The 22,296-nt window shown below is 69.4% G+C and carries 21 protein-coding genes; 13 read left to right on the forward strand and 8 right to left on the reverse strand.

What is annotated here, in order from left to right; translation table 11 throughout:
• The first annotated feature begins 289 nt into the window (after positions 1-289).
• Both ACFQU4_RS34515 and ACFQU4_RS34520 read left to right on the forward strand, forming a co-directional pair.
• Complete coding sequence (locus tag ACFQU4_RS34515; protein ID WP_377501047.1) at positions 290-3,544, forward strand: SNF2-related protein; 3,255 nt, start codon at positions 290-292, stop codon at positions 3,542-3,544.
• A gap of 61 nt (positions 3,545-3,605) precedes the next feature.
• A complete protein-coding gene (locus ACFQU4_RS34520) occupies positions 3,606-5,039 on the forward strand; it encodes an amidase (protein WP_377501049.1) in 1,434 nt (477 codons plus the stop codon).
• On the opposite strand, the gene ACFQU4_RS34525 is transcribed toward ACFQU4_RS34520, so the two are convergent.
• Complete coding sequence (locus tag ACFQU4_RS34525; RefSeq protein ID WP_377501051.1) at positions 5,025-6,260, reverse strand: serine hydrolase domain-containing protein; 1,236 nt, start codon at positions 6,258-6,260, stop codon at positions 5,025-5,027. The genes ACFQU4_RS34520 and ACFQU4_RS34525 overlap by 15 nt on opposite strands.
• A gap of 106 nt (positions 6,261-6,366) precedes the next feature.
• Entirely contained in the window at positions 6,367-7,374 is a 1,008-nt protein-coding gene (locus tag ACFQU4_RS34530) for a TIGR03842 family LLM class F420-dependent oxidoreductase (RefSeq protein WP_377501053.1), read from the reverse strand.
• 61 nt (positions 7,375-7,435) lie between these two features.
• On the opposite strand from ACFQU4_RS34530, the gene ACFQU4_RS34535 reads away from it, so the two are divergent.
• Positions 7,436-7,882 (forward strand): MarR family winged helix-turn-helix transcriptional regulator, encoded by a 447-nt coding sequence (locus ACFQU4_RS34535; protein ID WP_377501055.1) that lies wholly within the window; start codon positions 7,436-7,438, stop codon positions 7,880-7,882.
• Here ACFQU4_RS34535 and ACFQU4_RS34540 read toward each other — a convergent pair whose 3' ends face one another.
• Positions 7,883-8,836, reverse strand: coding sequence for a hypothetical protein (locus ACFQU4_RS34540; protein ID WP_377501057.1), 954 nt, complete (start codon positions 8,834-8,836; stop codon positions 7,883-7,885).
• An 82-nt stretch (positions 8,837-8,918) separates the two neighbouring features.
• Between ACFQU4_RS34540 and ACFQU4_RS34545 the strand changes: the two genes are divergently transcribed.
• Positions 8,919-9,671 carry a class I SAM-dependent methyltransferase gene (locus ACFQU4_RS34545; protein ID WP_377501059.1) on the forward strand — a complete coding sequence of 251 codons (753 nt, stop codon included), beginning with the start codon at positions 8,919-8,921 and terminating at the stop codon, positions 9,669-9,671.
• Between the two features lie 18 nt (positions 9,672-9,689).
• Here the strand turns inward: ACFQU4_RS34545 and ACFQU4_RS34550 are convergent, their stop codons facing one another.
• Together ACFQU4_RS34550 and ACFQU4_RS34555 are read right to left on the reverse strand one after the other, a co-directional pair.
• Complete coding sequence (locus ACFQU4_RS34550) at positions 9,690-10,199, reverse strand: MarR family winged helix-turn-helix transcriptional regulator (RefSeq protein ID WP_377501061.1); 510 nt, start codon at positions 10,197-10,199, stop codon at positions 9,690-9,692.
• On the reverse strand, positions 10,196-10,720 hold the full coding sequence (locus ACFQU4_RS34555; RefSeq protein ID WP_377501064.1) for a gamma carbonic anhydrase family protein: 525 nt from the start codon (positions 10,718-10,720) through the stop codon (positions 10,196-10,198). Before ACFQU4_RS34555 ends, ACFQU4_RS34550 begins: the two co-directional genes overlap by 4 nt.
• Positions 10,721-10,776: 56 nt before the next feature.
• On the opposite strand from ACFQU4_RS34555, the gene ACFQU4_RS34560 reads away from it, so the two are divergent.
• Positions 10,777-10,923, forward strand: a complete 147-nt coding sequence (locus tag ACFQU4_RS34560) for a hypothetical protein (RefSeq protein ID WP_377501067.1) — start codon at positions 10,777-10,779, stop codon at positions 10,921-10,923.
• A 98-nt stretch (positions 10,924-11,021) separates the two neighbouring features.
• Here ACFQU4_RS34560 and ACFQU4_RS34565 read toward each other — a convergent pair whose 3' ends face one another.
• Both ACFQU4_RS34565 and ACFQU4_RS34570 read right to left on the reverse strand, forming a co-directional pair.
• Positions 11,022-12,020 carry a Gfo/Idh/MocA family protein gene (locus ACFQU4_RS34565; RefSeq protein WP_377501070.1) on the reverse strand — a complete coding sequence of 333 codons (999 nt, stop codon included), beginning with the start codon at positions 12,018-12,020 and terminating at the stop codon, positions 11,022-11,024.
• A gap of 22 nt (positions 12,021-12,042) precedes the next feature.
• Positions 12,043-13,026 carry a Gfo/Idh/MocA family protein gene (locus ACFQU4_RS34570; RefSeq protein ID WP_377501073.1) on the reverse strand — a complete coding sequence of 328 codons (984 nt, stop codon included), beginning with the start codon at positions 13,024-13,026 and terminating at the stop codon, positions 12,043-12,045.
• Between the two features lie 285 nt (positions 13,027-13,311).
• Between ACFQU4_RS34570 and ACFQU4_RS34575 the strand changes: the two genes are divergently transcribed.
• The 6 genes from ACFQU4_RS34575 to ACFQU4_RS34600 all read left to right on the forward strand — a co-directional run bounded on the left by ACFQU4_RS34575 (position 13,312) and on the right by ACFQU4_RS34600 (position 18,116).
• Positions 13,312-14,175 carry a carbohydrate ABC transporter permease gene (locus ACFQU4_RS34575; RefSeq protein ID WP_377501076.1) on the forward strand — a complete coding sequence of 288 codons (864 nt, stop codon included), beginning with the start codon at positions 13,312-13,314 and terminating at the stop codon, positions 14,173-14,175.
• A gap of 10 nt (positions 14,176-14,185) precedes the next feature.
• Positions 14,186-15,106: a carbohydrate ABC transporter permease gene (locus ACFQU4_RS34580; protein ID WP_377501079.1), complete on the forward strand. Its 921-nt coding sequence runs from the start codon at positions 14,186-14,188 to the stop codon at positions 15,104-15,106.
• A gap of 14 nt (positions 15,107-15,120) precedes the next feature.
• Positions 15,121-16,476: an ABC transporter substrate-binding protein gene (locus tag ACFQU4_RS34585; protein ID WP_377501082.1), complete on the forward strand. Its 1,356-nt coding sequence runs from the start codon at positions 15,121-15,123 to the stop codon at positions 16,474-16,476.
• A gap of 68 nt (positions 16,477-16,544) precedes the next feature.
• On the forward strand, positions 16,545-17,465 hold the full coding sequence (locus tag ACFQU4_RS34590) for an NADP-dependent oxidoreductase (RefSeq protein ID WP_377501085.1): 921 nt from the start codon (positions 16,545-16,547) through the stop codon (positions 17,463-17,465).
• Positions 17,466-17,517: 52 nt separating this feature from the next.
• Complete coding sequence (locus ACFQU4_RS34595) at positions 17,518-17,742, forward strand: type II toxin-antitoxin system Phd/YefM family antitoxin (protein ID WP_377501088.1); 225 nt, start codon at positions 17,518-17,520, stop codon at positions 17,740-17,742.
• Positions 17,739-18,116 carry a type II toxin-antitoxin system VapC family toxin gene (locus ACFQU4_RS34600; RefSeq protein WP_377501091.1) on the forward strand — a complete coding sequence of 126 codons (378 nt, stop codon included), beginning with the start codon at positions 17,739-17,741 and terminating at the stop codon, positions 18,114-18,116. Before ACFQU4_RS34595 ends, ACFQU4_RS34600 begins: the two co-directional genes overlap by 4 nt.
• A gap of 24 nt (positions 18,117-18,140) precedes the next feature.
• Here ACFQU4_RS34600 and ACFQU4_RS34605 read toward each other — a convergent pair whose 3' ends face one another.
• Positions 18,141-19,382 carry a geranylgeranyl reductase family protein gene (locus ACFQU4_RS34605; protein WP_377501094.1) on the reverse strand — a complete coding sequence of 414 codons (1,242 nt, stop codon included), beginning with the start codon at positions 19,380-19,382 and terminating at the stop codon, positions 18,141-18,143.
• Between the two features lie 74 nt (positions 19,383-19,456).
• On the opposite strand from ACFQU4_RS34605, the gene ACFQU4_RS34610 reads away from it, so the two are divergent.
• A complete protein-coding gene (locus ACFQU4_RS34610; protein ID WP_377501096.1) occupies positions 19,457-20,251 on the forward strand; it encodes a sugar phosphate isomerase/epimerase family protein in 795 nt (264 codons plus the stop codon).
• Positions 20,248-22,296: a beta-galactosidase gene (locus tag ACFQU4_RS34615; protein ID WP_377501098.1), complete on the forward strand. Its 2,049-nt coding sequence runs from the start codon at positions 20,248-20,250 to the stop codon at positions 22,294-22,296. The genes ACFQU4_RS34610 and ACFQU4_RS34615 overlap by 4 nt, the downstream gene beginning before the upstream one ends.

A 22,296-nucleotide genomic window follows, 5' to 3' on the forward strand; every position in this document is an offset into this window, starting at 1 on the left:
AGGAACCAAGGTCACCAGGCCGGGCCGAGCCAGGTCCGCCGTGTACTCGATTCGGCTGACCCCCGACGAGGTTCAGGCCGTGAACGCGGCCGCTGATCTTGCCGGAGTGCCTGCTTCGGTCCTGGTCCGGGGGTGGGTCCGGCAAGGTCTGGCCACACAACGCAACGATGATCCAGCCGCCATCGCCGAGCAATTGGCGCACGATGTCGCCCGCCTCCGTCGCAGCCTGCCGGCCAGCGCCTGATCAGGCGGCACCACGTCGTCAGCGGGAGGAACTACGCTCGGTGCGGTGAGTGGGCCGAACGGGTGGCAGGGGGCGTTGTCGAACGACGCCGTCATCGCCATGGCCGGCCACGAGACGTACGCGCGGGGGATGGTGTACGCGCGCCGCGGGAACGTGTCCGGGGTGGAGTTCGACTCGGCGACCAAGACGCTGACGGCGTCGGTCCGGGGCAGCGGCGGGCACACGTACCGGACCGTGGTCGGGTTGAACGACTCGGATCCGCGTCGCGGCACGATCCCGTTCGGGCGCTGCTCCTGCCCGGTGGCCCGGGACTGCAAGCACGCGGTCGCGGTGTTGATCACTGCCCGCGGTCTGGACGGGCTGGTCCGGAGCCTGGATCGGCCCGAGTGGGAGCAGGTGCTGACCCGGCTCAGCACGGCCCCGGACCCGACTCCGTCCGACGTCGGCACGGCGCTCGGGATCGAGTTCGAGGTGCACCATCGGACCACCTATCGCGGGCAGGGGAACATCACCGGCACCGAGACGCCGAGCCTGCGGGCCCGGCCGGTGCGGCGCACGGCGAAAGGTGGCTGGGTCCGCGGCGGGATCTCCTGGGATGATCTTGACGCCCGGCATCTCGGCTATCCCCAACCACAGCAGGATCTGCTGCTCCAGTTCAGGTTCGCCTGCGGGCCGATGGCGCGGTACGTGTACGGACGCTCGCCGTGGATCTCCTTCGACACGGTCGCTCCACGGGTCTGGTCGCTGCTGGAGGCGGCGCCGGAACTCGGGCTCGGCCTGATCGAGGGCCGGGACCCGATCGAGGTCGGAGTTGATCATGCCGCGGTGCGGCTGGACGCCCGGCGGCTGCTGGACGGCTCGATCCTGCTCGGCCCGGTGATCATGATCGGCGGCCTGGCGTTGGCGCCGGAGCGGATCGGGCTGCTCGGCGAGCCGGCCCACGGACTGTTCAGCCATGACGGCGGGATCAGGCTGTATCGGCTGGCCGAGCCGCTGCCGCGGGAACTGCGCCAGTTGATCATCGAGCGGCGCAGCGTCGACATCCCGGCCGCGGACGAGGGTCGGTTCACCGGCGAGTTCTATCCGCAGGTGCGGCGGAAGGCGCAGATCGTCTCCAGCGACGGTTCGGTCGAGTTGCCCGAGGTGGCGCCGCCGACGCCGGAGCTGACCGTCCGCTACGAGCCGGGGCACCGGCTCCGGCTCCAGTGGCGTTGGGTCTACCCGGCTGCGAGTGCGGCGCAGCGGTTCGACTTCGACGAGCCGGTACGGACTCCGACGGTGCGCGATCCGGCCGCGGAGGCGCGGATCGCGGGCGGGCTGCCGCTGCCGTACGAGAGCATCCCGGAACTCGCGCTGCGCAAGGGAAAGCTCCTGCCTGCGCCGACGGTCGAGCTGACCGGGATGGCGGCCGCGATCTTCTCGGCCGAGGTGATCGACGAACTGGAGCAGGCCGGCGTCGCGGTGATCATCGAGGGCGACCGGCTCGACTACCGCCGCTCCGAGGCGGACCCGCTGGTCAAGCTGGAGACCACGTCGGAGACCTCGGACTGGTTCGACCTGCGGATCGACGTGTCGATCGACGGCGAACAGGTCCCGTTCGAGGAGCTCTTCGCCGGCCTGGCCCGCGGCGACGAGTTCCTGATCTTGGAGACCGGCGTCTACGTCGAGCTGGACCGGCCAGAGTTCACCCGGCTGGCCGAGTTGATCGACGAGGCGCGGGCGATCATCGACGCCGACGACGACCCGGGCACGATCCGGGTCAGCCGGCTGGCGGTGAGCGTCTGGGAGGAGCTGGTCGGGCTCGGGGTGGTGCTGGACCAGTCCGACCGGTGGGCGACGGCGGTGCGTGAGCTGACCACCGTGGCGGAGGGGGACAGCGAGCCGCCGGCGGAGCTCGAGGCCACCATGAGGCCGTACCAGCTGGAGGGCTATCGCTGGCTGACCACCCTGTGGCGGAACGGACTCGGCGGGATCCTGGCCGACGACATGGGTCTCGGCAAGACCATGCAGGCACTGGCGCTGATCTGCCGGGCCCGGCAGCAGGCCGAAGATCGTGATCATGGTCCGTGGCTGGTGGTCGCGCCGACCAGCGTGGTCGGCAACTGGGCTCGCGAGGCGGCCACGTTCGCGCCCGGCCTGCGGGTGGTCGCGGTGGAGAAGACCGAGGGCAAGAGCCGGACGCCGCTGACCGAGACGATCGCCGGCGCCGACCTGGTGATCACCAGCTACACGCTGCTGCGGATCGACGCCGAGGCGTACGCCGAAGCGGGCTGGTCCGGAATGATCTTGGACGAGGCGCAGTTCGTGAAGAACCACCGGGCCCGGACCTATGCCGCGGCGCGCCGGGTCCGCTGCCCGGTGAAGCTGGCGATCACGGGCACGCCGCTGGAGAACAGCCTGATGGATCTCTGGGCGCTGCTGTCGATCGTGGCGCCCGGGCTGTTCCCGCACCCGGACCGGTTCGCCGAGTACTACCGGCGGCCGATCGAGCGGGGCGAGGATCCGGAGCGGCTGGGCCGGCTGCGCCGCCGGATCCGTCCGCTGATGCTGCGCCGGACCAAGGAGTCGGTGGCCCTCGACCTGCCGCCGAAGATCGAACAGGTGCTGGACGTGGTGCTGCAGCCGAAACAGCTGCGGATCTACCAGACCCATCTGCAACGGGAACGGCAGAAGGTGCTCGGCCTGGTCGACGACCTCGACTCCAACCGGTTCACGATCTTGAGTTCGATCACCAAGCTGCGCCAGCTCAGTCTGGATCCGGGACTGGTCGACCCCGAGTACGCCGACGTCGGTTCGAGCAAGATCGATCTGCTGATCGAGCAACTGTCCGAGGTGATCGCCGAGGGCCACCGGGCGCTCGTGTTCAGCCAGTTCACCGGCTTCCTGAAGTTGATCAAGGACCGGCTGGACGGCGACGGGATCGGGTACGGCTACCTGGACGGCAGCACCCGGAAGCGCGCGGCCGAGATCGAGCGGTTCACCTCGGGCGAGGTGCCGGTCTTCCTGATCAGCCTGAAGGCCGGCGGCTTCGGCCTCAACCTGACCCAGGCCGACTACTGCTTCGTACTCGACCCGTGGTGGAACCCGGCCGCCGAGGCGCAGGCCGTCGACCGCGCGCATCGGATCGGCCAGACCCGGAACGTCATGGTGTACCGGATGGTCGCCCGGGACACCATCGAGGAGAAGGTGATGGCGCTCAAGGAGCGCAAGGCCGAGCTCTTCGATGCCGTGCTGGGCGGCGACACCATGTCCGCGGCCGGACTGTCGGCCGACGACATCCGCGACCTGTTCGCCGGCTAGCTCGACGGCTGGTGGGCACCCGTCACCACCGATCGGTGGGCCCGGTTAGCGTGGGGCTGTGATGCTGAGCGCACGTGGAACCGCCGAGGCCGTCCGAACCGGGGCGGTGTCGCCGACCGAACTCGTCGAGGACACCCTGAAGCGGGCCGAGCGGCTGGGGCCGGAGGTGGGGGCGTTCGTGACGCTGACGCCGGAGCTCGCGCTGGCCCAGGCGGCCGAGCTGGAGCGGCGGCTCCGGGCGGGCGAGGAGCTGCCGCCGCTGGCGGGGGTTCCCTGTCCGATCAAGGATCTGACCCAGGTCGCCGGAGTGCCGATCCGGCGCGGTAGCGCGGCGCTGCCGGCGGATCCGGCACCGGTCGACGACGGGGTGGTCACCCTGCTCCGGGAGGCCGGAACGATCATGATCGGCAAGACCAATACGCCCGAGTTCGGGCTGCCGCCGTACACCGAGCCGGACGTGGCGCCGCCGGCCCGTACCCCTTGGGATCTGGGCCGGTCGGCCGGCGGGTCCAGCGGCGGTGCGGCGGCCGCGGTGGCCGCCGGGCTGGTACCGATCGCACATGCCAGTGACGGCGGCGGATCGATCCGGATCCCGGCCTCCTGCTGCGGGCTGGTCGGGCTGAAGCCGTCCCGGGGGCGGGTCAGCCCGGGGCCGTACGGTGCGGAGGCGGCCGGGCTGAGCACCCACGGGGTGGTGACCCGGGATGTCCGCGACACCGCGCTGGCGCTGGATCTGCTCGCCCACGACTGGCCGGGTGACGCGTTCGTCGCCCCGCCGGGAGGTCCGTTCCTCGCCGCGTGCGACGTCGAGCCGGAGTCGCTGCGGATCGGGCTGGTCCTGGATCCCTTCTACGGAACGCCGGGCGAGGTCGATCCGGCCTGCCGGGAGGCGGCCGAACGGACGGCGGAACTGCTGACCGAGCTCGGGCACCGGGTGGACGCCGGGCCCGCGCCGCTCACGGCCGAGTCGCAGCAGCGGGGCCTGTACGCGTTCGAGGCGCTCTGGTCGATCGGCGCCCTCGGCGCCCCGGTTCCGGCCGGGGCGGAGGACCGGCTGACACCGCTGACCCGGCACCTGCGCGAGGTCGGTCGCGGGGTCAGCGGGTTGCGCTACGCCCAGGCCGTGCAGACGGCGCAGTTGATCACCCGCGAGGTGGCCGCTGCCTGGCAGTCGTACGACCTCATCCTGACCCCGACCCTGGCGCAGCCGCCGATGCCGATCGGGGGCTTGAGGAATGATCATGATCCGGTCGCCGAATTCGAAGCCCAGTACGCGTACACGCCGTGGACCAACCTGGCCAACGTCACCGGCCGCCCATCGATCAGCCTGCCGCTGCACCGGATCGAACGGGACGGCCGGACGCTGCCGATCGGGATCATGCTGACCGGTCGGTACGGTGCCGACGCCATGATCATCTCCGTCGCCGCCCAGCTGGAACGGGCCCGGCCGTGGCCGGAGGGGCCACGGCCGGTGCACCGGTCAGAGGCTGGCTAGGACCGCCTCGGCGAGGCTCGACGCCCGCGGCTCGCCGATCCGGAACGACCACAGGTTGGTCAGGTAGCAGAACCCGATCCCCAGTTCGGGGTCGGCGAACCCGACCGACCCGCCCGAACCCGGATGCCCGAACGCCTTCGGCCCGGTCAGCGGCATCGGCGGGCAGGACCTCCAGAACCCGAGGGACATGTTGAAGGACCGGTTCGCCGGGATGTCCAGGTCCGCCGGCAGCCCGTACATCCGGGTCTTGTCGGTCTGCACCTCGGTCGCCCGCTCCACCGTCGCCGGCTCGAGCAGCCGGAAGCCGTCGACGTCGCTCACCGTGGCCGCGTACATCCGGGCGACCGACCGCGCGTCCGTGTGCAGGTTGGCAGCCGGGAACTCCGCCGCCCGGTAGGCCCGGGACTCGAAGACGGACTGATCATCGAGCGCACCGCCGACCGAAGCGGCCTTGGCCTGCACCGAGTCCTCGCTCCAGAGCGCCTGGATCCACCGGGTCACCGTCTCCGCGTCCAGACCCATGGTCGCGATCATGCCCTCGGTCATCTCCTCGAGGGTGAACGGCTTCGCGTACCCGATCGTGGCCACCCGCGGCTCCTGCTCCTCGGGCAGTCCGATCCAGGCGTTCAGGCCGAGCGGGGCGACGATCTCGTCGGCGAAGAACGTGCCGAGCGACTTCCCGGAGATCCGCCGCACCACCTCGCCGACCAGATAGCCGTAGGTCATGCTGTGGTAGACGTGCTCGGTGCCCGGCTGCCACAGCGGCCGCTGCGCCTCCAGCGCCTTGATCACCGGATCCCAGGCACAGGCGTCCTCGAAGGTCAGCGGACCGTCGACGATCGGCAGTCCGGCCTGGTGCGAGAGCAGCCAGCGGACCGGGATCTCCTCCTTGCCGGCCGCGCCGAACTCGGGCCAGTACTCGACCACGGGGGCGTCCAGGTCCAGCTGCCCCCGCTGGGCCAGCAGGTGGGCGCAGATCGCGGTGGCCCCCTTGGTGGTGGAGGCGACCAGGGCGATGGTGTCCTCGTTCCACGGCCGCTGGGTCGCGCTGTCGCTGAGCCCGCCCCAGAGGTCGACCACCGGCCGGCCGTCGTGGTACACGGCGCAGGCCGCGCCGACCTCGCCGGGATCGCCGCTGAAGTTCGCCCGGAACGCGTCGGCGACCTTGCCCCAACCGTCCTCGACGTGGCCCTGCACGGTGGCTGCGTTCGTTGTGCTCATGATCGTGTCGTCCCTCTCACTCGGATGCGTCGTCGTTCGTGGAACCACCCTCCGAGCGGAGCCTGTCATCGGCCTGACACCGACCTGACACTAGTGACGCACGACACTAGGCGAGCCGGGGCAGGATCTCCTCGCCGTAGCGGCGCAGCGTCTCGTCGTTGGCGTCGTGCTGCAGGTAGATCGCGAACTGATCCACCCCGAGCTCGGCCAGCCCCTTCAATCGGCGTACGTGATCATCGACCGGGCCGATCAGGCAGAACCGGTCCAGCACCTCGTCGGCGACGAAGCCGACATGATCGTTCTCGGCCCGGCCATGGGTGCTGTAGTCGTAGCCCACCCGCCCGGCGATGAACTCGGTCAGCTCCCGCGGCACCGGCGCCGACTCTCCGTAGCGCTCGACGATGTCGGCCGCGTGGTTGCCGACCATGCCGCCGAACCAGCGAAGTTGATCACGGGCGTGGGCCCGGGCGGCCGGATCGTCCTCGGTGACGTACGCCGGCGCCGCGACGCAGATCGTGAGCGACTCCGGATCGCGGCCGGCCGCGGCGGCAGCGGCCCGGACCTCGGCGATCGTCCAGGCGGCGATGCTCGGATCCGCGACCTGCAGGATGAAACCGTCCGCCACCTCGCCGGTCAGGGCCAGCGCCCGTGGTCCGTACGCGGCGATCCAGACGTCCAGGCTGCTGCCGTCGACCCAGGGAAAGCGGATCGTCGATCCCCGGTAGTCGATCTCCTCGCCGGCGGCCAGGCTGCGGATCACCTCGACCGAATCGCGCAGCGTGGCCAGCGTGCTGGGCCGGCCGTTGGTGACCCGGACCGCCGAGTCGCCGCGACCGATGCCGCAGATCGTCCGGTTGCCGTACATCTCGTTGAGGGTGGCGAACAGGCTGGCCGTCACGGTCCAGTCCCGGGTCTCCGGGTTCGTCACCATCGGGCCGACCACGACCCGCTCGGTGCGGTCCAGGATCTGACTGAGGATCGGGTACGGTTCCGGCCACAGGATGTGGCTGTCGAAGGTCCAGACGTGGCTGAACCCGTAACCGTCCGCCCGCACGGCAAGATCAACAACGCGGGACGACGGGGGAGTGGTCTGCAGGACGACGCCGATGTCCATCGTGTGCTCCTTCCGGAGCCACCCGACTTTAGCAGTTCATGACGACACTAGGATCGCAAGCATGGTTGAAGATCCGGGCGACGAGGTGGCGATCGGGATCCTGTTCGACGTGCTGGTCGCCCACGAGCGGGTCGGAGCGCTGCTCCGGGTGATCCTGCAACCGCTCGGGCTGACTCCGAGCGAGTATGCCGTGACCAGCCTGTTGATCACCGCTGGTCCCCGGACCCATGGGGCGATCGGTCGACGGCTCGGGATCACCCGGTCGACCCTGTCCGGGCTGCTGGCCTCGCTGGAACGCAAGGACCTGATCGAGCGGCGGCCGGTCGAGGACGGCCGGAGCGCGTTGATCACGATGACCGCAACCGGCCGGCGCCTGCACCGGCGGGCCGAGCGGGCCGTTGCACGGCACTGGACCGAGCGGCAGGACCCGAAGTCGATCAAGGAAACTCAGCGCCGGCTGACCTGGCTGATCGGCCGGCTCGAGGAGGCCGCGGACCAGGCCTGTTGATCAGGAACGCGGATCCGGGAAGGCCGTCACCGTGTACGGCGGAGTGCCCGGAGCATGATCGAGTTGGCTGTTGACGACCAGGATCCGGCCCTGGTCCAGCTCGAGCGTCGTCGGCGAGTCCAGGCCGGCGTCCAGCACCTGCGGGAGTTGTCGGCCGGCGGTCAGGTCGCGGTTCAGCTCGACGAAGTAGACGCCCTGCCGACCGGCCGGTGCCCGGTAGTTGAGCACCGCGGCGAGCCGGCGTCCGGACAGCCGCATCCCGTCCGGCCCGAAGAAGCCGTCGGCAGCGCCCTCGACCTCGACGAACGCCGCGGCGCCGGTGGCCGGATCGAGCCGGATCAGGCTGCCCAGTCCCTGGCTGGACACCAGCAGCAGGTCGGGATCCCGGCTGGTCACGATCCCGTTCAGGAACCACCAGCCGGTCTGGAACTCCGGATGCCAGTCGGTCGCGACGAACCAGGGCCGCAGCTCGCCGCAGCGCGGGCCGGACAGCGGGGCGCGGTGGACGACAGCGTTGGCGTCGTCGGTGACGTAGACCGCGTCGCGGGTGAAGGCCAGGTCGTTCAACGACGGGGTGCCGTCCGGCACCTGCACCTGCTGGACCAGCCGGCCGCGGAGGTCGTACAGGTCGAGGCCGTCCGGCCGGGTCACCCAGAGCCGGCCGCGGTGCCAGGACAACCCGAGCGCCTTACCCCGACCCGCCTCGGCGCCGGCGGCGAACGGCCGCATCCGGGCCGACCGGCGGTCGCCGACGACGACATCGCCGGTGGTCAGGCTGCCCACCCAGAACCGGCCGCCGGGCCCGCCGGCGATGCCCTCGGGCTGGAAGCCGGGCGCCGTGCTGACCAGGTACTCGTCCGGCAGTCGTGGCCGGGCCTGGGCCGGCTCGGCGCCGAGGGCCATCGCCGTCGCGGCGCCGACGCCGCCGGTGATCAAGGTCCGTCGCGTCAGCATGATCAACTCCCCGAGATCGTACGGATCCGAACTATCTCCGGATCCTAGCGGCAACGGGAGCGGCCCGCGGTAGGTTGACGAAATGACCACCGAGCGCGCCCGCTACTTCGACACCTGGTACGCCAACATGGCGGAATCCCCGCTGGTGGACGAGATCCAGCGCCGGCACCTCGGCTTGCCGCCGGGGCTGCCGTCGACCAGTCTGCTCACCTGGGACGGGCTGGCCGAGGTGACCGACGAACTGCGGCTGGCGCCCGGCCGGACGCTGCTCGACCTGGCCTGCGGCCGCGGTGGTTACGGGCTGGAGATCGCCTCCCGTACCGGAGCGAAGCAGGTCGGGGTCGACCACTCCGCCGTCGCGATCGAGCAGGCCACGGCGCTGGCCGATCGGCTCGGCCGGGAGGCCGACTTCCGGGTCGGCGAGTTCGCCGCCACCGGGCTGGCCGACGGTTCGGTCGACGGCATCGTCTGCATCGACTCGATCCAGTTCGCGGACCCGCCGGAGGCCGCCTTCGCGGAGCTGCGGCGGATCCTCGTCCCCGGCGGCCGGGTGGTGCTGACCTGCTGGGAGCCGCGCGGTGAACCGGCGACGGAGCGGTATGCCCGGTTGGCCCGGCTGCAGCTCGCCGCCGAGCTGGCCCGGGCCGGCTTCGACGACGTCACGGTGGTCGAACGGCCCGAGTGGCAGGGGGCGGAGCGGGCGATGTGGGAGGAAGCCGCTGCGCTCGAACCGGGCGACGACCCCGCGCTGCGGTCCTTCCACGACGAGGGTGTCGAGTCCCTTCGGCACTGGGGCAGCCTGCGCCGCGTACTGGCGACCGCCACCGCTCCCTGAGGTCAGCGCGCCCTGAGGTCAGGCCGGTTCGGTTGCCTGGGAATCGGCCACCGAGCGCCGCGCCAGCGGCGGGGTGACCCGTTCGGCGATCTTGGTCAGCCCGGCGGTCAACGGACCGAGGTCCTCCGGATCGAGCGCGTCGAAGACCAGCCGGCGGACGTGCCGGACATGTTCCGGTGCCGCCGTCTCGATGGTCTGCAGCCCAAGATCGGTGAGGGTGGCCAGGGTGCCGCGGCCGTCCACCTCGGACGGTGACCGGCGGACCCAGCCGCGTGCCTCCAGCCGCTTCACCACGTGCGACATCCGGGACGGCGAGGAGTTGCTGCGGGCGGCGAGCTCGCCCATCGTCAGGGTCAGGTCACGGCTCTCGGAGAGCATGGCGATCACGTAGTAGTCGACCATGCGCAGGCCGGAATCCTTGCTGAGCTGGGTATCCAGCGTGCTCTCCAGTCGCATCGCGATGTTGACCAGGGCGACCCAGCAGTCGCGTTCACGCTCGTCGAGCCAGGGTACGTCGTCCATGATCATGATCCCAGCGCGCGATGGCCGGCGGACAGGTCGAGGTAGTGCTTGGCGTTGTCGATCACCTTGCTCACCTCGGCGTCGGTCAGCTCGCGACGCACCTTGCCGGGCACCCCGGCGACCAGCGACCGGGGCGGGATCACCGTGCCCTCCAGCACCACCGTGCCCGCAGCCACCAGCGAGTTCCGGCCGACCACGGCACCGTTCAGCACCGTGGCGTGCATCCCGATCAGCGTGTCATCCTCGATGGTGCAGCCGTGCACCACCGCCGCATGCCCGACGCTGACGCCCGACCCGATGATCGACGGATGCCCCGTGTCGGTGTGCACCACCACGTTGTCCTGGAGATTGCTGCCCGCACCGAGCCGGATCTCGGCCATGTCGCCACGCACCACGGCACCGTAGAAGACGCTGGCCGCAGCCTCGATCGTCACCTCGCCGACGATCGTCGCGTTCGGCGCGACCCAGGCCTCGGCATCGATGACCGGAGCCGTGTCGCCGTACGGAAGAATGAGCGGATTCGCCATGCAGGTCACCCTACTTCGACCGATGAATTTCGGTTCGGGCCCTGGTCAACCTCGCCATGACGATTCAATCCTTGGCCCAGTTCCTGCGCGGCACCTGGACCTTCGGCGGGGAGGCTTCGGGCACGGACCGGAACCGGATCGACGGCGCCTGGACCTGGCCCGGCGGCGGCTACACCTACGCGATGACCCGCACCTCCGACTGACCCGGAACCAGGATCGCCGAGTGTGACGTTACGGACCCGCGAACTCGATTTCCGCGGTAGGTAACGTCACACTCGGCGACGGGTGGTGCAGGGGAGGGTTAGACCTGGATCACCGGGGCGATCGTCTTGGTCTTGGCGCCCTCGTAGGCGGCGAGGATGATGCCGAGGGCCTCGATGCCTTCCTTCTCAGTGTGCAGCGGGCGGGTCTTGTTGATCAAGGAATCGGCGAAGTGGCTGATCTCCGCGGTGAAGGTGTCGACCTCCTCGAACTCCTCGGTCTTCGACTCGCCGGAGCGCAGCGTGTACGACAGCTCGGACTTGGTCCCGTACAGGGAGCCGAGCTCGCCGACCACGGAGAACCGCTCGGTGATCGAGGCCGGGGTGTACGCCCAGCTGGTCACCAGCTGGCCGACCACGCCGTTGTCGAACCTGATCAACACCTGGGCGGAGTCCTCGCCCTCCGCGAAGGTCAGCCGGTGCGTCGAGAGCATCGCGGTCGCCTCGACCGGGACACCGCCGGCCAGGTGCAGCATCAGGTAGGTCGGGTGGTAGCCGGTGTCGATCAGCTCGCCGCCGCCGCTGGTCTTGCTGCTGGCCCGCCAGCCCATGTTGGCCGGGTCGAAGTTGTTGTAGAAGCTGTCGGTGGTCCGGACCTCGTACACCTTGCCGAGGGCGCCGGACTCGATCAGTTCCTTCGCCTTCGCCACGGCCGGCATGAACAGCTGGTTGTGGCCGCTCATCAGGGTGACCCCGGCGGACGCGACCGCGTCCAGCACCTGACGCGCCTCGTCGGCGTTCAGGCAGAGCGGCTTCTCGCACAGGATGTGCTTGCCGGCCTTGGCCGCGGTGAGGATCGCGTCGGCGTGCAGGTGGTGCGGCAGGCAGATGTCCACCGCGTCGATGTCGGCCGAGTTGATCATGTCGTGGTAGTCGGCGTACGACTCCGCGGACAGTTCCTCGGCCCGCTTGGCCAACGTCTCCGGTACGGCGTCGGCGACCGCCGTGATGGTGATCTTGTCGCTGTGGGTGGCGTAACCGCGGATGTGGGCGGAGGCGATGCCGCCGGCCCCGATCAGGCCGACCTTGATCTTGCTCATGCTGGAAGGCTCCTCAGTGAGATCAGTGAGTGTAGGAAACGGACTGGCCGGTGCCGGCCGCTTCGTTGGCCGCGACGACCAGGCGGGTCAGCTCGACGGCGCGGGCCAGGTTGTCGTCGGCCCGGGTGCCGTTGCGGATGTGGTCGACCCATTGTCCGTAGGCGTCCTGGCCGTGCTCGGGCACCTCGTGGCTGGTCCAGTCCCGGTCGGCGCCGGAGACCCGGACGACGTTCTCGGCGTCGTTGTAGACCAGGGCGCCCTCGGTGCCGAACAGCTCGATGCTGAACGGGTTCCGGCTGGCGAAGCCGGCCTCGATCACGCCGATCCGCTGGTTCGGGTAGCCGATGGTGACCACGGCATGATCATCGACCGGCCGCTTGGTGATCGAACGGTAGGTGGCGCTGACCGTGTCCGGATCGTCGCCGAGGAACAGCTGGGTCAGGTAGACCGGGTGGCAGCCGAGGTCGGTCAGTGCACCGCCGATCGCGGTCTCCGGATCGTAGAAGCGGTCCGGCAGCCAGTTCTTGACCGCCCCGTCGTGGGACAGCCGGACCCGGCCGTAGGTGAGCTCGCCGAGCACCCCGGAGGCCACGATCTCGTTGATCTTGGCCGTGTAGCCGTGGTACAGCCGGGGCAGCGAGACGATCAGCTTCACGCCGTTCTCGTCGGCGGCGGCGATGATCTCTTCGGCTTCGGCGACGGTCGGTGCGAGCAGCTTCTCGGTGAAGATGTGCTTGCCGGCCCGGGCCGCGGCGACCATCACGTCGCGGTGCCGGCTGGTCTCGGTGGTGACGGTGACGGCGTCGATGTCGTCCCGCGCCAGCAGGGCGTCCAGGTCATCGGTGAACTCGGCACCGAAGTCCTTCGCGCCGGCCGCGCCGCGTTCGGCATCGTCGTCGTAGACCGCGACGAGCTCCGTGTCGGGGTGCGCCTGGGTGGAACGGGAGTAGTCGCCTGCGTGCACGTGCCAGAAGCTCAGCACCGCGACTCTGAGGGGATTGGACACGATCTGTTGACCTCGTCTCTGTCGGTCTTGTCAGGGCCTTGTGTCGACAAACTCCAAGTGATGGAGTAATTTCACGCTATCGGTCGTTGCTGCGGAACGCACGCCCGTGATCAGGAAGTGGACTCTCTTCGGCCACACCCGCCCCAGGAGAGGAATTCGATGTCGAATCCGACAGATATTGCCATGCCCACGGCCGGGCCCGAGGCCGGGGTTGAAGGACCACGGGACCGCCCTGCGGCGCGGTCCCGAAGACCGTGGAGCGCACGGGACAAGCGCAATCTGCGGATGGGCCTGCTGTTCATCTCGCCCTGGCTGATCGGGGTGACCGTCTTCGTCGCGTACCCGCTCGTCTATTCGATCATCATCAGCCTGACCCGCTACTCGGGGATGCTCGCGCCGACGTTCGTCGGCCTGGGCAACTACCTGACGATCTTCACCGATCCGTTGATCAGGACGTCCTCGTTCAACACGATCTTCTACGCCGGGCTGGCGGTGCCGATCGGGCTCGTCGTCGCGATCTTGCTGGCCCTGGCGATGAACCGCAACGTCCGCGAGGTCGCCGTCTACCGGACCGCGCTGTACATCCCGTCGCTGGTGCCGGCCTTCGCGCTGAGCTTCATCTTCGTGGTCTTCGTGAACCCGCAGTTCGGCCTGTTCAGCCTGCTGAACAACGCGTTGGGCCGGGAGAGCGTGAACCTGCTCGGCGAGCCGATCTCGGCCAAGATCGTGATCGTGCTGATGCTGCAGCTGGGCGCCGGCAACGCCGCGTTGATCTTCCTGGCCGGGCTGAACAACATCCCGAAGACCTTGTACGAGGCGGCGCGGGTGGACGGGGCCGGGCCGCTGCGACAGTTCTGGTCGATCACGCTGCCGCTGCTCAGCCCGGCGATCTTGTTCAACTTGATCACCGGGATCTCCGGCGCGCTGCAGGTGTTCACCGAGGCCTACGTGCTGACCAACGGCACCGGAGCGCCGGACAACGGAACCCTGTTCTACATGATGTATCTGTACCAGAACGCCTTCAAATACGCCTCGCTCGGTTATGCGTCGGCGATGGCCGTGGTGCTCTTCATCGTCGGGATGCTGCTGGCCGGCCTGGTCTATTGGCTGTCCCGGCGTTTCGTGAACTACGACACGGCCGCAGGCTGAGGAGGCGATCATGACTCTGACCACGCAGACCGGCCCCGGCTACGACGAGGGCCGGGAGATCACCCAGGGCCGACGGCAGACGGGACTGGCCAAGGACGGCAGCCGGCAACGCTGGTACAGCTCGCTTCTCGCGCGGGTGCTGATGATCGGGTTGAGCTGCCTGTTCCTGCTGCCGCTCTACTGGATGATCATCTCGGCTCTGAAGGGCGAGGCCGAGCTGGCCCAGTACCCGCCGACGTTCTTCCCGACCGAGCTGCGCTGGCAGAACTTCGTGGATGCGGTCAACGCGATGCCGTTCGCCCGCTTCTTCGTGAACACCGCGGCGATCACGATCATGTCGGTCGTCTTCTCGGTGGTGTCCAGCTTCGTCGTCGCGTACGGCTTCGGCTGCCTGGAGTGGCGCGGCCGGGACAAGGTCTTCTACATCGTGATCGCCACGATGTTCCTGCCGTTCCCGGTGACGCTGATCCCGATGTTCGACCTGTACGCCAACCTCGGCTGGGTCAACACCTGGGCGCCGCTGGTCGTACCGCATCTGTTCGCGGGCGCCTTCTACACCTTCCTGCTGCGGCAGTTCCTGTTGCAGATCCCGCGGGACATGCTCAACGCGGCCCGGGTGGACGGGGCGGGGGAGTGGAAGATCGCCTGGCGGCTGGTCTTCCCGAACGCGCTGCCCGCCCTGACCGCGGTGGCGATCTTCGCCGCCGTGGGTGCCTGGAACGACTTCATGGGTCCGTTGATCTACCTGCAGGACGAGAACGTCCAGACGCTGTCCATCGGCATGCAGAGCTTCCGGCAGACCGAGTCCGAGGACATCCAGTTCAACCAGCTGATGGCGGCCTCGTTCCTGGTGATCTTGCCGTTGGTGATCTTGTTCTTCGTGTTCCAGCGGTACTTCATCCGCGGGATCTCCCTCGGTGGCTTCAAATGATCGAGAGGCTTCACATGATGAATCGGCGAGGATTCCTGACCAGTGCCGGCGCGGCCGGTGTCGCGGTGGCCGGTGGCGGCGCCCTGACCGGCTGCACCCGGCCGGAGCGCGGGGAGAACGAGATCCTGGTCTGGGGTGTCGGCGGCAGCACCCGGCAGTACGAGACCGAGGTGGTCGAGGCGTTCCGGAAGGAGAACCCGGACGTCAAGATCACGGTGAACAACGTGCCGTCGTCGGGGACCGGCGACGCGACGCAGGTGATCACCGCGGTGCGGGCCGGTACCGCGCCCGACCTGTGGTGGATGGACCGCTTCAGCGGCGCGCAGTACGCGGCGCTCGGCCTGCTGGAACCGATCGACGACCTGATCGAGAAGTACGAGGACGACGACCTGCGGGAGCAGTACCTGCCGTTCGCGATGAACGAGCTGAAGCTGAACGGGAAGACGTACGGGCTGCCGACCTCCACCGACACCCGAGTTCTCTATTACAACAAGAAGGTGCTCCGGGAGTCCGGGATCGACCTGGACGAACTGGACCCGGCGAACGGTGCGCCCACGGTCGCCCGGTTGGACGAACTGAGCGACCAGTTGATCAAGACCGACAGCCGGGGCAACTACGCCCAGCTCGGTCTGATCCCGTGGTCCGACCAGGGCTCCGGCTACCTCTACTCGCTGGGCAACGGCGCGAGCTTCTTCGACGACGAGACCTGCGGGGTGGATCTGACCGCGCAGCCGATCTTGGATGCGTACGTCTATCTGGACCAGTGGACCCGGGAGAAGGACTACAACCGGGTGGACGCGTTCAAGGCGACCTACGAGCCGCCGAACCATCCGCCGGCGCAGACCTCGTTCCTGGGCCAGCAGCAAGGCTTCGTGATCCAGACGAACAACTACCGGACCTCGGTCAAGAAGTACGCTCCCGATCTTGAGCTCGGCTACACCCACCTGCCGGTGTTCGACCCGAACGACCCGATCTACACCTGGTCCGGCGGGTTCTCGCTGGTGATGCCGAAGGGCTCGTCGAAGTCGAAGGCGGCCTGGGACTTCATGAAGTTCTACGCCGGTCGGGCGGGACAGTCGATCATGATCCCGCAGACGGGTGAGCTGCCGACGTACCGGGACCTGCTCGGCGATCCGGCGTTCGGCGACGCGAAGTTCTTCATCGACCAGTTGGCGTACTCCACCTCGCGGCCGCCGTTCCCGGTCAGCCAGGTCTGGTGGGAGGCCATGTTCGCCGCCCAGGAGAGCATCAAGCTCGGTTCGGCGTCGCCGATCGAGGCACTCCGGGTGGCGCAGGCCAGGGTGTCGCCGCAGATGGATCTCTATTGCCCGTTCCGGATGCCCGAGGGGTACGGCAAGACCGGGATCTGACAGGCCGGGAATACCGGCGGGCTCGGCGGTGTCTCTTCCTGAGTCACGAACAACCAGGAAGGAAGCCCATGCGCGCCGTCACCTACTCGGCCTACAGCCAGGACAACTCGACCCTCGAGGTTCGCGAGGTGGATCCGCCGAAGGTCGCGCCGAGTTCGGTGTTGATCAAGGTGCACGCCGCGGGCGTGAACCCGGTCGACTGGAAGGTGCTCGCCGGTGGCCTGGATCCCTTGCTGGAGACGGTTTTCCCGGTCATCCCCGGTTGGGACGTAGCAGGTACGGTGATCGCGGTCGGGCCGGACACGCCGGAGTTCGCGCCGGGTGACGAGGTGCTGGCCTATGCGCGGAAGGACGTCGTGCACGCCGGGACCTTCGCCGAGCAGGTCGCGGTGCCGGCCGCGTACGTGGCACGGAAGCCGGCCTCGGTGTCCTGGGAGCAGGCCGGCGGGCTGCCCCTCGCCGGCGGTACGGCGCTGCGGTCGCTGGACCGGATCGAGCTCACCGACGGCGAGACCGTACTGATCCACGGTGCGGCCGGCGGCGTCGGCAGCCTCGGCGTCCAGATCGCCGTCGCCCGCGGGGCCCGGGTGATCGGCACCGCCTCCGCCCGCAACCACGACTTCCTGAAGGACCTCGGCGCCGAGCCGGTCGAGTACGGCGACGGGCTGGCCGACCGGGTGCGCGCGCTGGCCCCGGACGGCGTCGACGCCGTGGCCGACTTCGTGGGCGGTCAGCTCGACACGACGCTTGCCGTACTGCGGAAGGGCGGCCGGCACGCCTCCATCGCCGATGCCTCGGTGGCGGAACACGGCGGTTCGGTGGTCTGGGTCCGGCCCGACGGCGCCGAGACCGCCCGCCTGGCCGCCCTGGCCGAGGCCGGACAGCTGACCGTGGAGATCTCTGGAACATTCGGCCTCGACCAGGTTGGCGAGGCCTTCGACCTCAGCCGCTCCGGCCACACCCGCGGAAAGTTGATCATCGTCCCCTGAGGTCACCCGCACGTACGTGTTATCCTGGGGGTACGTACGTGAGGAGGTCATCATGGCCGTCAGCGCATCGGAACTCCGGCAGAACGTCTATCGGCTGCTCGATGAGGTCCTGGACACCGGAATGCCGCTCGAGATCGAGCGGGCTGGTCGGCGACTGCGGATCGTGGTGGCCGACGATGTGAGCAAACTGTCACGGCTCACTCCCCATCCGGATTTGTTCGATGGTGACCCTGAAGAGTTGGTGCATGTTGATTGGTCCAGTGAGTGGCGGCCGTGACGATCCTGGACACGCACGTTGTGCTCTGGCTCGGCAAGGATCCGGAACGCCTTCTTCCCGAAAAGGTCCGCCGACGGTTGGACAGGGACACACTGGTGCTGTCGCCCTTCGTGTCGCTTGAGCTTCAGTTCTTGTACGAGGCTGGCAAGATCAACGCGCCGGCAAAGGCTGTCATCGACGAGCTTGCTCCGAAGCTGGAACTGGTGATCAGTGATCCACCGTCGGCACTGATCTGCGAGGTTGCCGCGACGCTTGATTGGACGCGCGATCCCTTCGATCGGCTGATCGCCGCGCAGGCCGCAGCCACCGATACACCGCTGATGACCAAGGACCGAACCATTCGGAAGAACCTTCCCCAGGCCTGGTGGCCCTGATCGGTCGCCGTCCTGCTGCCTGGTTCAGGCTGGGGCGAACGGTGGCCGGGGGTCGAACCGGGAGGACAGCCGGCCGGCCTGCCGCCAGAGCCGGGCGACCAGGTCGTGATCTTCGTCGGTGATCAGGTTGCCCATCACCCGGAGCGCGATCGTCATCAGGAACCGGGACCGCATCCCGATCGGCCCGAGCCGGGCCAGCAGACCCGGGACCGTGATCAGGCCGGCCAGCCGGCGGGCGATCGAGAACGGCTTCCCGTAATGATCACGGAGCAACGCCGGCCACGCCTCGGCAAGATCAGTTTCGGCGGACAGCAGGTCGGCCACCAGCCGTCCGGTCTCCAGTCCGTAGTCGATTCCCTCGCCGTTCAAGGGATTCACGCAGGCGGCGGCGTCGCCGATCAGGGCCCAGTTGGAGCCGGCGACGCCGGACACCGCGCCGCCCATCGGGAGCATCGCCGACTTCGGCTCGGCCAGCCGGTCGCCCAGTTGCCACTCGTCCCGCCGCTGCCGCGCGTAGAACTCCATCAGCGGCCGGAGCTGGAGGTTGGCCGGGTGCTTCGCGGTGGCCAGGGTGCCGACGCCGAGGTTCACCCGGCCGCCGCCGAGCGGGAAGATCCAGCCGTAGCCGGACAGCAGCTCGCCGCGTTCGCCGCGCAGCTCCAGGTGGGAGGAGATCCAGTCGTCGTCGCGGCCGCTGTCCACGTAGCTGCGGCCGGCGACGCCGTAGGCCGTCTCGCGGTGCCAGGTCCGGCCGAGCACCCGGCCGAGCGGGGACCGGACGCCGTCCGCGACGACCAGCCTGCGGCAGCGGATCGTCCAGGTGGACTGGTCGGCCCGGGTGAAGATCACGTCCGACACCCGGCTGCCGGTCCGGGTGGCGTCGACCGCGCGGGCACCGTCGACGGGGACCGCGCCGGCGTCCAGTGCGGCCTGCCGGATCCGCGCGTCCAGCTCGGTCCGGGGCACCGCCGAGCCGAAGCCGGGCAGCGAGCCGCCGGGCCACGGCAGCTCCAGCACCTGCCCGAAACCGTGCGCCCGCAACCCCCGATTGGTCACGTGGCCGCGGGCCCAGTCGCCCAGGCCCAGCTTGTCCAGTTCGGCCATCGCGCGCGGCGTCAATCCGTCGCCGCAGGCCTTGTCACGGGGGAAAACCGCCGCATCGGCGAGGACCACGTCGAGGCCCTGCCGGGCCGCCCAGGCGGCGGCCGCCGAGCCGGCCGGACCGGCGCCGACGACGAGGACGTCGGTCTCGCTCGGTTCGGTCACGACTCGATTGTGCCAGCCGTTCCGAACCGGCCCGCATCCAGACCGGAACTGGCAGCAGTTTAGGATCAGCCATCATGGCGATGCGTGCGTTCTCGACGCTTGGTTGTTCCGGGGCGACCCTGCCGGAGGTGATCAGCCTGGCGACGGAGTCGGGGTGCACCGGGGTCGAGTTGCGGTCCGCGATCGACGAAGTCGTCCATACCGAGCTCGACGATGATCATCGTGCCGCGATGCGGAGTGAACTGGCGGCGGCCGGTCTGCACGTCCTGTGCGTCGCCTCCTACGTCCGGATCTGCGGGCAGGAGGACGTCGACGATGATCTTGCCGCTCACCTCAGGCTGGCCGCTGCGCTCGGTGCCGACGGGGTACGGGTGTTCCCCGGCGATCCGGACCGGGACGGGGCCGCGGAACTGACCGCGGGCGAGCTGGCCGCGCTGGACCGGCTCGAGCCGGCCGCCGCGCTGGCCCAGGAGCTCGGCGTCTCGATCTTCGTCGAACTGCACGACTCGCACTCGGCGGGCGCCCGGCTGGCGCGCCTGCTGCGGGCGGTCGACGACCGGCTCGGTGATCATCCGGTACGCGTGATCTGGGACGCCGCACATTCCTGGCGGGCCGGCGAGACCCCGGCCGAGACGATCGAGCTGCTGCGGCCCTGGATCGCTTACGTACAAGTGAAGGACACGGATTCGCGGCAGGAGTACCGGCCGGTGTTCCCGGGCACCGGTGACTATCCGATGGCCGATCTGATGGCCGTGATCGACCCGGCCTGGGCGCAGTCGCTGGAGTGGGAGCGGAAGTGGCATCCGGACCTGCCGCCGCTGGCCGAGGCGCTGCCCGCCACCTGGCAGTGGATCGACGAGTCCCAGTGAACGCACCTCGGGATTTCACCAGCCACGCGGCGGACCTGACGGCGCCGCGGACGTTCCGCTGGCTGGCCGACGGGCTCGGCTACGGCGGCGATTACAACCCCGAGCAGTGGCCCGAGGAGGTGTGGGCCGAGGACCTGCGGCTGATGACCGAGGCCGGTGTCTCGGTGGTCAGCGTCGGCATCTTCGCCTGGAGCCTGCTCGAGGTCGATCAGGACAGCTTCGAGTTCGGCTGGCTGGACCGGGTGCTGGACGGGCTGGCCGGCGCCGGGATCGGTGCAGCGCTGGCGACGCCGACCGCCGGCCCGCCGCCGTGGCTGCTGCGCCGCTATCCCGAGGTCCTCACCGTCGACGCGAACGGGCGCCGCAACGGACCCGGTGCGCGACTCGGCTGGTGCCCGAGCTCGGTGATCTTCCGGGAGCGGGCGACCAAGATCGTCGAGGCGCTGGCGAACCGGTACGGTGATCATCCGGCGCTACGGCTGTGGCACGTCAGCAACGAAATCGGCAACGAGAACGGGCGCTGCTACTGCGACGCGTGCGCGGCGGCGTTCGGGCGCTGGCTGGAGCAGCGCTACGGCGACATCGAAGCCCTCAACCAGGCCTGGGGCACAGCGTTCTGGGGCCATCACTACCTGCAGTTCGCCGACGTACCGCTGCCGCGGGCGATCAGCGGCAACCACAACCCGGCCCTGGTGCTCGACTATCACCGGTTCTCCTCGGACGTGCTCCTTGATCATTTCCGGCTGGAACGAGGGCTGTTGCGCCGGCTGACCCCGGATGTCCCGATCACCACCAACTTCATGGTGAAGCCGACCCTGGCCCCGGTCGACTACGCGGCCTGGGCCGACGAGGTGGACCTGGTCGCGAACGATCACTACACGACGGCGGACGATCCGCACCGGCACTGGTCGCTGGCCCTGTCCGCCGACCAGGCCCGCGGGGTCAGCCGGGGCCGGCCGTGGCTGCTGATGGAACACTCCACCAGCGCGGTGAACTGGCAGCCGCGGAACCGGGCCAAGGCACCGGGCGAGCTGATCCGGGACAGCCTGAGCCACGTCGCCCGCGGCGCGGACGGCGCGATGTTCTTCCAGTGGCGGCAGTCGACGGCCGGGGCCGAGCAGTACCACTCGGCGATGCTGCCGCACGCCGGCACCGACACCAAGGTGTGGCGCGAGGTGGTCCGGCTGGGTGATCACCTGCGGTCGCTGGCCGAACTGCGCGGCAGCACGGTGGAACGGCCCGGGATCGCGATGATCATGGACTACGCCTCGCAGTGGGCGCTGCGCTCCTGGGGCAAGCCGACCGTCGAGCTGGATCCGCTCGAGCTGCCGTCGGTGCTGCACCGGGCCTGCACCCGGCGGCACCGGGTGGTCGACGTGGTCCGGCCGGACGCCTCGCTGGACGGCTACCGGCTGATCATCCTGCCGATGCTGCACCTCGCCTACGACGGGCTCGCGGAGCGCCTGGCCGCGGCCGTCGAGTCCGGCGCTGAGGTCCTGATCACCTACTTCTCCGGCATCGCGGACCAGACCGGCCGGGTGATCACCGGTGGTTACCCCGGCGCCTACCGGGACCTGCTCGGGATCCGCGGCGAGGAGTTCTTCCCTTTGCTGGAAGGCGAAACCCAACCGCTGGACAACGGCTGGACGGGCGGATCCTGGACCGAGCTGCTGCAGACCACCACGGCGACCGGGGTCGCGCACTACGTCGACGGACCGCTCGCCGGTACGCCCGCGTACACCCGGCTCGAGCTCGGCGCCGGCGCCGCGAACTACCTGGCCACCCGGCCCACCGACGATGATCTTCAGGCCCTCGTCGACGACCTGCTCGGCCGGGCCGACGTACCGGTGGTTGCCGCGGCCGACGACGGACTCCAGGTGGTCCGCCGCCGGCAGGGCGAGCAGGGCTACCTGTTCGGGATCAACCACGACGACGCCCCGCGCAACCTCACCGCGACCGGCACCGACCTGCTCACCGGGCAGCGCCATGCCGGCCAGGTCACTGTCGAGCCGGGCGGCGTCGTGGTGATCAAGGAACAGGGCTAG

The organism is Microlunatus sp. GCM10028923 (assembly GCF_042666975.1).
GTDB lineage: Bacteria > Actinomycetota > Actinomycetes > Propionibacteriales > Propionibacteriaceae > Microlunatus.

Bases quoted from the DNA above. Each gene is read 5' to 3' on its own strand.
- ACFQU4_RS34595 (WP_377501088.1), top strand. From the start codon at position 17,518: ATGGCCGTCAGCGCATCGGAACTCCGGCAGAACGTCTATCGGCTGCTC.
- ACFQU4_RS34565 (WP_377501070.1), bottom strand. From the start codon at position 12,020: ATGAGCAAGATCAAGGTCGGCCTGATCGGGGCCGGCGGCATCGCCTCC.
- ACFQU4_RS34550 (WP_377501061.1), bottom strand. From the start codon at position 10,199: ATGATCATGGACGACGTACCCTGGCTCGACGAGCGTGAACGCGACTGC.
- ACFQU4_RS34610 (WP_377501096.1), top strand. From the start codon at position 19,457: ATGGCGATGCGTGCGTTCTCGACGCTTGGTTGTTCCGGGGCGACCCTG.
- ACFQU4_RS34560 (WP_377501067.1), top strand. From the start codon at position 10,777: ATGACGATTCAATCCTTGGCCCAGTTCCTGCGCGGCACCTGGACCTTC.
- ACFQU4_RS34520 (WP_377501049.1), top strand. From the start codon at position 3,606: ATGCTGAGCGCACGTGGAACCGCCGAGGCCGTCCGAACCGGGGCGGTG.
- ACFQU4_RS34545 (WP_377501059.1), top strand. From the start codon at position 8,919: ATGACCACCGAGCGCGCCCGCTACTTCGACACCTGGTACGCCAACATG.
- ACFQU4_RS34530 (WP_377501053.1), bottom strand. From the start codon at position 7,374: ATGGACATCGGCGTCGTCCTGCAGACCACTCCCCCGTCGTCCCGCGTT.
- ACFQU4_RS34555 (WP_377501064.1), bottom strand. From the start codon at position 10,720: ATGGCGAATCCGCTCATTCTTCCGTACGGCGACACGGCTCCGGTCATC.
- ACFQU4_RS34535 (WP_377501055.1), top strand. From the start codon at position 7,436: ATGGTTGAAGATCCGGGCGACGAGGTGGCGATCGGGATCCTGTTCGAC.
- ACFQU4_RS34590 (WP_377501085.1), top strand. From the start codon at position 16,545: ATGCGCGCCGTCACCTACTCGGCCTACAGCCAGGACAACTCGACCCTC.
- ACFQU4_RS34575 (WP_377501076.1), top strand. From the start codon at position 13,312: ATGGGCCTGCTGTTCATCTCGCCCTGGCTGATCGGGGTGACCGTCTTC.
- ACFQU4_RS34585 (WP_377501082.1), top strand. From the start codon at position 15,121: ATGATGAATCGGCGAGGATTCCTGACCAGTGCCGGCGCGGCCGGTGTC.
- ACFQU4_RS34580 (WP_377501079.1), top strand. From the start codon at position 14,186: ATGACTCTGACCACGCAGACCGGCCCCGGCTACGACGAGGGCCGGGAG.
- ACFQU4_RS34525 (WP_377501051.1), bottom strand. From the start codon at position 6,260: ATGAGCACAACGAACGCAGCCACCGTGCAGGGCCACGTCGAGGACGGT.
- ACFQU4_RS34540 (WP_377501057.1), bottom strand. From the start codon at position 8,836: ATGCTGACGCGACGGACCTTGATCACCGGCGGCGTCGGCGCCGCGACG.